Below are 10,636 nucleotides of genomic sequence, written 5' to 3' on the forward strand. Positions count from 1 at the left end.
TTACTGCGTGGTGGTCGTGGTGGTTGCGGCGGTCGTGCCGGTGGCGGCGTCGACATCAGACTGGCCGCTGACCTTGGAGATCGCGGCCATCAACTCGTCGCTCACGTCGCCGGTCTCGGGCATCTGGTGGTCACGCTGGAAGGCGATGATGGCATCGCGCGTCGCGCTCGTCAGTTCACCGTTGATCTCGCCGGGGCTGTAGGCAAGGTCGGCGAGGTTCGTCTGCACGCGGCGTATGGCGGCGCGCTGCTCGGCATCGGGCGCAGCCGCCACGGTGCCAGTGAACAGCGAGGCTTCGGAAACTTCACGCGTGAAGCGGATGTGCTCTGCCAGATCGCTGGTCGGCTGGCCATCGGGTTCAAGGCCCATGGCCTGCTGGTAGGCGGCTATGGCCTGGCGCGTCTTGCGGCCGGTAACGCCGTCGACCGGGCCCTTGTAGTAGCCGGCCGACAGCAGTTCGCGCTGCACGGCCTCGACGACAGGATCGAATTTCAGCTGGATGGTGCGCCCGCCGGCGCTTGCGAGGTCGCCCGTGGCCTCGACTGCAGGATCGGTGGCGGCCTGCACCATGCGGTATGTCGCGTTCTGGCCGAACAGCGCATTGCCGGCAATCGCAGCAGACATAATGGCCGTCAGGGTCCATGCGGCAAGCGGCACGATCCTGACCCTGCGGCCGTCCTTCTCCACCAGTTCACCCATGACGCCGACCCGACTTCAAACCCGCTTGTTCCCGCGAACCATGAACTTGCACCCGACGAGGTTAACGCAGCCTTTCCGGCAGGGGCGTGGCGGAACACTCCTTAACGCAAAATAAGCCCAGTCTTTTCAATCGCAGTCAACACTCCGGTGGTAAGCTAGTGGAAAGATTGGAGAACAAGGCCGGGGATGCGTATCGTCCGAACATTGATGCTGCTCAGCGCCGCGGGGCTTCTGTTGCCCTCGCCGCCGGAGGAGCTGGCAAGGGGCCCCGATCCCGATTCGCCTTCCACAATCGACATGCTGGCGTCTGCCGGTTCGGCGGCGAGCGATGCCTGGTCGTTCTGCAACCGCCAGCCGGACGTCTGCGGCGTTGCCGGCTATCTGGGCGGCAAGCTGGAAGGCAAGCTGCTCTATTCCGCCTCGCTGCTGTGGGGCTGGGCGTGGAATGACAAGACCGGTCGTCCGCAGCTCTCCGGCCCCTATGCCGCAATCACGGTCGAGGGCGACATGCCGCCACCTGCGACGGATGATCCGCAGGGCCAGTCGACGCTGAGCCTCGATGATCTCGTGCCCCCGTGGCGCGGCCCCGCGAAAGAGGGTTGAGCTTCCACTGGCCACGGCCTATCTCAGGCACGCAACAGTGGAAGGCCAGACCCCGTGACCGCCATCGACGATCTCCTCGCCGACTTTGAAGTCATGGATGACTGGGAGGACCGTTACCGCCATGTGATCGAGCTTGGCCGCGACCTTCCGCCACTGCCCGAGGCCGACCATTCAGCGGAGAACAAGGTCAAGGGTTGCGCCAGCCAGGTGTGGATCACGTCGTCCGTCAGCGGTGCAAAGGATGATCCGGTGCTGAGCTTTCTGGGTGACAGCGACGCGCTCATCGTCAAGGGGCTCATCGCCATCGCCTTCATGATCTATGCCGGCAAGACGGCGCGTGAGATCTTGGCGACAGATGCGGGCGAGGTTCTCGGCAGGCTTGGTCTTGCGGGCCACCTCACCCAGCAGCGCTCCAACGGCTTCGCCTCGATGATCCAGCGCATCAAGTCCGATGCCCAGGCAGCGCTTCACGGCTAGTCCTCCACCGCGTCGCGTTGTGGGCGATAGCCTGCAAGCCCCCATGCTGCGGCGCCGCCGCGCTTCGCATCCCCCAGGCCATAGTGCCGCGCCAGCGCGGTGAGGGCGAGGCCCAGCACCGCGCGGCCGCTGCGGGCAGGCAGTTGCAGCACGCGCTCGGCCTGTTCGATGCCGGCGGAGAGGCAGCACACCTGCGCGAGGATCGCGCCAAGTTCGGGCCCCACACTGTCGAGTGCGGCGTGGTAGCGCTGGCGGGCGGCAATCGCCCCGTCGCTCAATTCGGCCGAGGCCCCGGCGGCGCGGGAGCCGGTGCCCGCAAGCTCCCAGTTCAGCGTGGTGCGGCGGGCCAGCATCGCCCGCTCGAAATCCATGCGCAGCCGCTCGCCGGCGAGGTATTGCGCCTCCGAAATCAAGGGCTTCCCATCCTTGCCGCGGCGCGCCCTGAGCCAGGTGAGCGGGCTCTCGGCCTCGTTGAACAGCGGGGTGGCGGTGGCAGACAGGGCGGACATCTCACGCATGGGGCTTTCCTCCTAACAGAGGTTGCAATATAGGTGAGAACAAAACAGGAATCAATGCCTCGGATTGATTTATTTCCTGCCATGGGAATCAGCCAGCCCGCGTCACGCCCGGAGGCAGCCGCCGTGAGGTCGCGTGAATTGTGGGTGACTTAGCCCGCGCTGGCCTGGCGCTGCTCGTCCTCGAGGCCGGACAGGAAATAGTCGAGGCCGAGGATCATGCGGATGCCGGTGCTGCCAGCGGTGCCCAGCGGCAGGCGGATCCAGTATTGCACCAGGTGTTCCTTGTTCACGCGGGGGCCACGCACGATGCCCTGCGTGGGCTTTCCATCAAGCGCCGTGTGGCGATAGGCGGTGAGCCAGTAGTCGCGCTTGGGGCCAAGGTCGAGATCCTCGATCCGCAGGCCGGTGATCTCGCGGTCGAAGACGTCGCGCAGCCTTGTGCCCGCCAGTCGCACGCGCGAGAACTCGAGCGCGTCATCCACGTCGATGAGGCTGATGAATGGCAGGAGCCGCGGAATGTGAGCCGGATTGATGTCGGCGCGGGTGGGCAACCCTCCCCGCTCCGCACGTGACAGCCAGTAGTCATACAGCTGCCGCTGTTCCGGCACCACGAGCTGTGCCCTGAACGCTATGTTGACCGATCCTATAGTCAACGCCGCCCCTCGCGAATCGATGCCTTGCCCAACGACTCGTTTATGAATCGTGAACGACTGATCCGCAAGAGTCAGACGGATAAAAATCCTTGAGGTGGAGCCTCAGCGTGCCTTGCGCTGGCCAAGGCCCATGTTCTTGGCGAGCTTCGAACGCGAATTGGCATAGTTCGGCGCCACCATCGGATAGTCTGCCGGCAGGTTCCACTTCTCGCGATACTGTTCGGGCGTCAGGTTGAAGTGGGTGCGCAGGTGGCGCTTCAGCGACTTGAACTTCTTGCCGTCCTCGAGGCAGACGAGATAGTCCGGCGTGATCGACTTCCTGACGCTGACCGCGGGCCGCGGTTCATGGCTGTCATCCTTGCGGGCACCATCGCCGGCCACCTGCTCCAGCGCCTTGTGCACTTCGGTGATGAGCTTCGGCAGATCCGCCTGCTCCACCGTGTTGCGCCCTACATAGGCAGCCACGATCTGTGACGCCAGTTCGATGAGCGTGGGTCTGTTCTCCATGGTCGGCGCGCCTTCCTTTATTCCCTGAATGTTTAGGCGAGCGGTGCGGGTTCAACAAGGCCCGCGTCATCCGGGGCCGCATAGGGGCCAGCCTTGCGTGTGAACCAGTCCCAGTAGATCAGCAGCACCCTGGCCTTGGTGAAGGACAGGGCGTCGAAGACGGCCTTGAATTCCTCCGGCGGCCGGCCCTCCCTCAGGAGGCCAGAGGAGGCGCGAAGCCGCTCCAGCACCTCGTCGAAGTGCGCGCGGCTGAGCCCCAGCGCCTTGAGGAGTGCCACCAAAGCCTCGCCCTCCCCATCGGAAAAGATTCGCTCCACCGTGCCCTCGGCGATGCCGGCAAGCTGCGCGACACAGCTGACCGTCAGGTCGCGCTTGCCGGCAAGCAGCGGCCCGAAGGCAGCATCCGCCTCGGCGGGCGCCACGGCGCCCTCGCGCAGGGCAGGCCCATCCCCTGCGGCATATGCAATCGACAGAATGCGGCCAAGGTTCACCGAGTCCGACAGAAAGCGCGCGATGATCACCCGGCGCAGTTCCGTCGGCAGCCGCCAGATCAGGTCCAGCGCCACGGCCAGCGGCAGGTCGGTGCGCAGCGCAAGGGGCGCCTGAAGGCCGGGGTGCTCGCCCGCCATCTGCGAGAGCCGGAGGAAGGACTGGAACGATACCTGTGCACCCGGATTGCGCAGCAGCATGAGGCGGCTCAGCAGGTCGCCGGATTGCACGATGAAGTCACTCAGCGCGGGCGGCACGCTGCGGCGGCGGGCGAGCAGGCGCAGCCGCTCCGGGTCTCCATCGCGGCAGGCCGCCAGGATGTCGGCATCGTCGAGGTGGGCACTGCGCTCCAGCACCACGCCGCCGATCTCGGGTCGCGCGTCCCGCAACAGGCGCGCGACCAGCAGCGGCGGCGGCTGCTCCATCGCCGCGATGCGCTCGGCCAGCATGGCGAGGTCCTTGGCCGGCAGCCTTGGCAACAACAGCAGGAGCGCGTCGCCCGCCATGCTGCGCTCCTGCGGCGGCAGGTCGACGGCACCCCAGATGATGTCGAGCAGCGTGGCAGCTGACTCGCGCGGGCCAAGTGGTGCCGCCGCCTCCGCCACGGGCGGCGGTGGCACCTCCTCCGCCTCGGCATGGACGAGGTGGGGCTTCGGCGGTGCCTGGCGCTTCAACCGGGCAGTGAGCATGCGGAACGAGTCCGCCGTGCCGCGCGAAGGCGCGGGCTCTCCGGCAGTGTTTGGCGCATCGAGCGGCATCGGTTCCTCTTGGGTGGCCATTCAGAGGCTGATACATTGAGGAATTGATTAAAACTGGAGGTTTTGGAATCATTCAAGCGGCGCCCCCGGCGGACGTGCTTAACAAATGCCTTCACGATTTTGCGAAGCACCCGCCAGCGCTTCACATTTCATCGCCGATCCCCCACATTGGAGCGCGAAAGAGAGCCCCAGATGAGCAAGATCGAGAAAACCGACGCCGAATGGCGTGAGAGCCTGTCGCCCGAGGCCTACCGCGTGCTGCGCGAGCACGGCACGGAGCGGGCCGGAACCAGCCCCCTCAACATGGAAAAGCGCAAGGGCGTGTTCACCTGCGCGGGCTGCGGCAAGAGCCTCTTTGCCTCCGACACAAAGTTTGAATCCGGCACCGGCTGGCCCAGCTTCTTCGCGCCCCTCGCCACCGATGCGGTGGGCACCACCGAGGACCGCTCGTGGTTCATGCGCCGCACCGAGGTGCACTGCGCCGATTGCGGCGGCCACCTGGGCCACGTCTTCCCCGATGGGCCCAAGCCCTCGGGGCTCCGCTACTGCATGAACGGCGTCGCCATGAGCTTCAAGCCGGAAGAGAAAGCCTGATCATGACCAATCCTGTTCCCAAGCCGCCGCGGGCGGACAAGCGTCCGCGCGTCGAAACCTGGCACGGCCATGAGAAGCGCGACGATTACCATTGGCTCAAGGCCGACAACTGGCAGGAGGTGATGCATGACCCCTCCGTGCTGCCGGCGGAGATCCGCGCCTTCCTCGAGGGCGAGAACGCCTATCACGAGGCCGTCATGGCCGACACCAAGGCGCTGCAGGACAAGCTCTTCGCGGAGCTCAAGGGCCGCATCAGGGAGGACGACTCCTCGGTGCCGGCCCCCGAAGGCGCATACGACTATTATGCGAGCTACGTCACCGGCGGCCAGCACCCGCGCTATTGCCGCAAGCCCCGGGGCAAGGAAGGCCCGGAGCAGCTGCTGCTCGACGGCAATGAACTCGCCAAGGGCCGCGAATACTTCCGCTTCGGCGGCATCGACCTGTCGCCCGACCAGAACCTCATCGCCTGGTCCTTCGACGGCAATGGCTCGGAATTCTATGAACTCCACGTGCGCGATGCCGCCACCGGCACGGAGCACAAGGACGTCCTCGAGAACACCGCGGGCGAAGCCACATGGACGGCGGATGGCAAGAGCTTCTTCTACACCCTGCAGGACGACAACCACCGGCCGCTGAAGACCTTCCGCCATGTTCTGGGTACGGAGCAATCCGCCGACACGCTGATCTACGAGGAAAAGGATACCGGCAAGTTCACCGGCGTGGGCAAGACCAATTCGGAGAAGTGGATCACCATCGACATCCACGACCATGACACCTCCGAGATCTGGCTGATCGATGCGGAGAACCCTGACGCAAAGCCACGCCTCGTCGCACCGCGCGTCGAGGGCATCGAATATGACATCGAGCACCGCGCCGACCAGTTCATCATCAAGACGAACGAGGGTGGGGCCGAGGACTACAAGCTGGTCACCGCGCCGGTCGCCGATCCTTCCAAGGAGAACTGGAAGGACCTGGTCCCGCACCGGCCCGGCGTCTTCATCGTCTCCTACATCGTGCTGAAGGAGTGGTTGATCCGCATGGAGCGCGAGAATGCGCTGCCGCGCATCGTCGTTCGCAACATGACGAGCGGAGAGGAACACGCCATCGCCTTCGATGAAGAGGCCTATTCGCTGGGCTTCGGCGAGATGCGCGAGTTCGCCACCGACACGCTGCGCTTTACCTATTCCTCGCCCACGACGCCCGCGCAGGTCTATGACTATGACATGCGCACCCGCGCCCGCGTGCTGCGCAAGACGCAAGAGGTGCCGAGCGGCCATGATCCGTCGCATTACGTGACGCGCCGCCTGATGGCACCGGCACACGACGGCGAGATGATCCCCGTCACCCTGCTCTACAGGAAGGATGCGAAGCTCGATGGCTCCGAGCCTGTCTGGCTCTATGGCTATGGCTCCTATGGCATCTCGATCCCCGCCGGCTTCAACACGAACATCCTGTCGCTGGTGAACCGCGGCTTCATCTATGCCACCGCGCATATCCGCGGCGGCCAGGAGAAGGGCCGCCGCTGGTACACCGACGGCAAGATGGAGAAGAAGCAGAACACATTCCGCGACTTCATCTCCTGCGGGCAGTTCCTGATCGACAAGGGCTACACGAAGAAGGGCAACATCGTGGCGCAGGGCGGGTCCGCCGGCGGCATGCTGATGGGGGCTGTCACCAACATGGCCCCTGACCTGTTCCGCGGCGTCGTGGCGAAGGTGCCCTTCGTCGACGTGCTCACCACCATGCTCGATGACACGCTGCCGCTGACGCCTCCCGAATGGCCCGAATGGGGCAACCCGATCGAGTCGAAGCAGGCCTATGAAAACATCATGGCCTACTCGCCCTATGACCGGGTGGAGGCCAAGGCCTACCCGAACATTCTCGCTGTTGGCGGCCTCACTGACCCCCGCGTCACCTACTGGGAGCCCGCCAAATGGGTGGCGAAACTCCGTGAACTGAAGACCGATGACAACCTCCTGCTTTTCAAGACCAACATGGGTGCCGGGCACGGCGGCGCCTCTGGCCGTTTTGACCGGCTGAAGGAAGTGGCCTTCGTCTATGCCTTCGGGCTCAAGGTGGCAGGGCTGGCCGATGCTGGTTGACGCCTCGAAATCCACCCTGCTCCTCGTCGACATGCAGGAGCGCCTTCTCCCCGCAATGACGGGGGGCGCGGAGGCGGAGTCCCGCTGCGCCATCCTGCTCAAGGCGGCCAGGGCGCTGGAGGTGCCCGTCACCGTCTCCGAGCAATATCCCAAGGGGCTGGGCCACACGGTACCGGGCCTCGCTGCCGAGATCGGCAATGCGCCGGTGTTCGAGAAGCTCGCCTTCTCCTGCTGGAAGGACAAGGCGATCAAGGACCACCTGATCGCCCACCATGAGGCGGGCCGTCCGCTGGTCATCCTCGCCGGGATCGAATCCCACGTCTGCGTCATGCAGACGGCGGCGGACCTGTCCGACGCAGGCTTCGGCGTCTTCGCGGTGGCGGATGCCATGGCGTCGCGCGCACCTGCCTCCCATGCGCTCGCCATGGAGCGGATGCGCCAGCACGGCGTGGCGGTGGTCAATACCGAAATGGTCGTATTCGAGCTGCTGGGCAGGGCCGGGACGGCGGAATTCAAGGCGCTTTCGGCACTTGTGCGCTGAGTGCAAGGCGATACGACATTTCGCCGAATTGACAAGTCCGTCCGGCGTTGCTCATTAGGCGCCAATCCAAGGGAGTTTTTCATGGCCGCTGCCGAATTCAACTGGGAAGACCCGCTCGACCTCGAATCCCAGCTCACCGACGAAGAACGCATGATCCGTGACGCTGCCCGCGCCTTCGCGCAGGACAAGCTAAGCCCACGCGTCAAATCCGCCTTCCGCGACGAGCGCTTCGACCGCGAGATCATGAACGAAATGGGCGAGATGGGCTTCCTCGGCGTCATGACGTCGACAGAGTTCGGCGGCTCCGGCCTCGGCTACGTCGCTTATGGCCTGGTGGCGCGCGAGGTCGAGCGCGTCGATAGCGGTTATCGCTCTGCCATGAGCGTGCAGAACTCGCTCGTCATGCACCCCATCGAGGCCTATGGCACCGACGCGCAGAAGAAGAAGTACCTGCCCAAGCTCGCCACCGGCGAATGGGTCGGCTGCTTCGGCTTGACCGAGCCCGATGCAGGCTCCGACCCCGGCGGCATGAAGACGAGGGCGAAGAAGGTCGACGGTGGTTACGTGTTGAATGGCGCCAAGATGTGGATTTCCAACTCGCCCATCGCCGACGTGGCGGTGGTGTGGGGCAAGACGGAAGATGGCGTGATCCGCGGCTTCGTCATCGAGCGCGGCATGAAGGGCTTCTCGACGCCCGTCATCGACGGCAAGATTTCGCTACGCGCCTCGATCACCGGCGAGATCGTGCTCGACAATGTGGAAGTGACTGACGACCACCTTCTGCCCAACGCCAAGGGCCTCGGCGGCCCCTTCGGCTGCCTCAACAAGGCGCGCTACGGCATCGCCTGGGGCGTCATGGGTGCAGCGGAAGACTGCTGGCACCGCGCGCGGCAATACACGCTTGACCGCAAGCAGTTCGGCAAGCCGCTGGCGGCCACGCAGCTCGTGCAGAAGAAGCTCGCCGACATGCAGACGGAAATCGCGCTGGGCCTTCAGGGTTGCATGGCGCTGGGCCGTGGGCTTGAGCGCGGCACCGTGGCGCCGCCCGCCATCTCGCTGATGAAGCGCAACAACTGCGGCAAGTCGCTCGACATTGCCCGCATGGCGCGTGACATGCACGGCGGCAACGGCATCTCGGAAGAATATCACGTCATCCGCCACATGGTGAACCTCGAGACGGTGAACACCTATGAGGGCACGCATGATGTTCACGCGCTGATCCTCGGCCGCGCGCAGACGGGCCTTCAGGCCTTCCAGTGACGACAGTGGTCATCACCATCGCCGACCCGGCGCACCCGCCGGTTCGGGCGATGGTGGAGGAACTCGACGCCTATCTCGTGCCGCTCTATCCGGCCGAGAGCAATCACCTGCTCGACATCGAAACCCTGCGCCAGCCCGAGATGCGCTTCTTCGCCGCGCATCGCGGCGGCGAGGTCATCGCCATCGGCGGTTGCTGGCTGCATGGCGACTACGCCGAGGTGAAGCGCATCTACGTGACGCCCAGCGCGCGCGGGCTGGGCCTCGCCAAGCTGATGATGCAGCGGATCGAGGAAGAAGCGATTGCCTGTGGCCTCCTGCTCGCGCGACTGGAAACGGGCATCCACCAGCCGGAGTCGCTGGGGCTTTATCGCCGGCTTGGTTACGTCGATCGCGGCGCCTTCGGAGATTATCCGGCGGATGACCCGAACAGCGTGTTCATGGAGAAAATTCTCGCACCTTGAAGCCGTCACCGGCGAAAGCCGGGACCCCGCTTTCTCGCCGCACATGCTGAACCAAGGCTGGGCCCCCGGCTTTCGCCGGGATGACGGGTTATCGGGCGGGCTGGAAGATCACGAATATCTTCCTGAGATAGCCTTCCGACTTCCAGCTATTGGGCGTGCCCATCGGCACGAAGAAGGTGTCGCCCGCCGTGAAGCGCTGCGTCACGCCCTTGTCATCCTCGAACTCCACCGAACCTTCCAGCAGGCACATCAGTTCGTGGCGCGGGAAGTCGATGAGCTTGCGGTGGTATCCCGTCGTGTCCCATACGCCGATGTTCAGCTGGCCCGTCACGTCCGAGAAATAGTCATGCGCGTGTTGCGTGGGGACCGGCGACAGCAGCATGGCGGCGGCCGGCGGTGTGGAGGGATCGAGCTTCACTGCGGGATCCATCTTGATGGTCCTGAGCGGGCCCTTGTTCACCAGTCCCGAGGCATCCTCGAAGATGACGAAGAACTTCCTCACATGGCCGGGTTGCGTCCAGCGGCAGCGCAGGCCCTTCGGGATGATGAAGCTTTCGCCCGCCTTGATGGAGACGGTGCGGTCCTCCTCGACGATCACCACCTCGCCTTCAAGAACCGTCATGAACTCGTTCACCGGATAGTCCATCCAGCGGCTTTCGTTCGCGCCCTGTTCCCAGACGCCGGCCGAAAGCCCGCGCGCCTTGTCCTCGAACAGGGTGATCCCGCTGTGCTTTCGCGTGCCGGCGATGATCTCGCTTTCGGGGAAATCCTCCCAGGGAACGAGCGGCGCGTTGCGGTTGAAGGGTATGATTTGCGGCTTTGACATGAATTCACCTCACCCCCTGATCCTAGCGGGGTTCCTTGCACGTTCAAGCGGCACGGACTAGATAGTGCCGACAGCTTTCAAGGAGGAACCACGATGGCTCTCGAACTGCCCGCCCTGCCCTATGCCTATGACGCGCTCGGACCCTACA

General features: G+C 64.7%; 13 protein-coding genes. 7 read left to right on the forward strand and 6 right to left on the reverse strand.

The window, feature by feature from the left end:
• Positions 1–699 (reverse strand): peptidoglycan-binding domain-containing protein, encoded by a 699-nt coding sequence (locus tag WCJ41_RS06655; RefSeq protein WP_336905057.1) that lies wholly within the window; start codon positions 697–699, stop codon positions 1–3.
• Positions 700–885: 186 nt separating this feature from the next.
• On the opposite strand from WCJ41_RS06655, the gene WCJ41_RS06660 reads away from it, so the two are divergent.
• Together WCJ41_RS06660 and WCJ41_RS06665 are read left to right on the forward strand one after the other, a co-directional pair.
• Positions 886–1,302 (forward strand): hypothetical protein, encoded by a 417-nt coding sequence (locus WCJ41_RS06660; protein ID WP_336905058.1) that lies wholly within the window; start codon positions 886–888, stop codon positions 1,300–1,302.
• 54 nt (positions 1,303–1,356) lie between these two features.
• Positions 1,357–1,779 (forward strand): SufE family protein, encoded by a 423-nt coding sequence (locus WCJ41_RS06665; RefSeq protein ID WP_336905059.1) that lies wholly within the window; start codon positions 1,357–1,359, stop codon positions 1,777–1,779.
• Here the strand turns inward: WCJ41_RS06665 and WCJ41_RS06670 are convergent.
• The 4 genes from WCJ41_RS06670 to WCJ41_RS06685 all read right to left on the reverse strand — a co-directional run bounded on the left by WCJ41_RS06670 (position 1,776) and on the right by WCJ41_RS06685 (position 4,725).
• The gene (locus tag WCJ41_RS06670) at positions 1,776–2,297 is read right to left on the reverse strand and encodes a DUF6456 domain-containing protein (protein WP_336905060.1); all 522 of its coding nucleotides are present in this window, start codon (positions 2,295–2,297) and stop codon (positions 1,776–1,778) included. The genes WCJ41_RS06665 and WCJ41_RS06670 overlap by 4 nt on opposite strands.
• Before the next feature lie 149 nt (positions 2,298–2,446).
• Positions 2,447–2,950 (reverse strand): PAS domain-containing protein, encoded by a 504-nt coding sequence (locus WCJ41_RS06675; protein WP_336905061.1) that lies wholly within the window; start codon positions 2,948–2,950, stop codon positions 2,447–2,449.
• 102 nt (positions 2,951–3,052) lie between these two features.
• Positions 3,053–3,457, reverse strand: a complete 405-nt coding sequence (locus WCJ41_RS06680) for a MucR family transcriptional regulator (protein ID WP_336905062.1) — start codon at positions 3,455–3,457, stop codon at positions 3,053–3,055.
• Positions 3,458–3,489: 32 nt separating this feature from the next.
• Positions 3,490–4,725 (reverse strand): DUF2336 domain-containing protein, encoded by a 1,236-nt coding sequence (locus WCJ41_RS06685; RefSeq protein ID WP_336905063.1) that lies wholly within the window; start codon positions 4,723–4,725, stop codon positions 3,490–3,492.
• A 171-nt stretch (positions 4,726–4,896) separates the two neighbouring features.
• Between WCJ41_RS06685 and msrB the strand changes: the two genes are divergently transcribed.
• The 5 genes from msrB (at position 4,897) to WCJ41_RS06710 (ending at position 9,662) form a co-directional block, all read left to right on the forward strand.
• Positions 4,897–5,298, forward strand: coding sequence for a peptide-methionine (R)-S-oxide reductase MsrB (gene msrB / locus WCJ41_RS06690; protein WP_336905064.1), 402 nt, complete (start codon positions 4,897–4,899; stop codon positions 5,296–5,298).
• Positions 5,299–5,300: 2 nt separating this feature from the next.
• The gene (locus tag WCJ41_RS06695) at positions 5,301–7,400 is read left to right on the forward strand and encodes a S9 family peptidase (protein WP_336905065.1); all 2,100 of its coding nucleotides are present in this window, start codon (positions 5,301–5,303) and stop codon (positions 7,398–7,400) included.
• Positions 7,390–7,941, forward strand: coding sequence for a hydrolase (locus WCJ41_RS06700; RefSeq protein ID WP_336905066.1), 552 nt, complete (start codon positions 7,390–7,392; stop codon positions 7,939–7,941). Before WCJ41_RS06695 ends, WCJ41_RS06700 begins: the two co-directional genes overlap by 11 nt.
• 81 nt (positions 7,942–8,022) lie before the next feature.
• A complete protein-coding gene (locus WCJ41_RS06705) occupies positions 8,023–9,201 on the forward strand; it encodes an acyl-CoA dehydrogenase (RefSeq protein WP_336905067.1) in 1,179 nt (392 codons plus the stop codon).
• A complete protein-coding gene (locus tag WCJ41_RS06710; RefSeq protein WP_336905068.1) occupies positions 9,198–9,662 on the forward strand; it encodes a GNAT family N-acetyltransferase in 465 nt (154 codons plus the stop codon). Before WCJ41_RS06705 ends, WCJ41_RS06710 begins: the two co-directional genes overlap by 4 nt.
• An 88-nt stretch (positions 9,663–9,750) precedes the next feature.
• Here the strand turns inward: WCJ41_RS06710 and WCJ41_RS06715 are convergent, their stop codons facing one another.
• Positions 9,751–10,488, reverse strand: coding sequence for a cupin domain-containing protein (locus WCJ41_RS06715; RefSeq protein WP_336905069.1), 738 nt, complete (start codon positions 10,486–10,488; stop codon positions 9,751–9,753).
• Positions 10,489–10,636 lie beyond the last annotated feature (148 nt).

Origin of the sequence: Aestuariivirga sp. (assembly GCF_037139295.1) — a bacterium.
Lineage (GTDB): Bacteria > Pseudomonadota > Alphaproteobacteria > Rhizobiales > Aestuariivirgaceae > Aestuariivirga.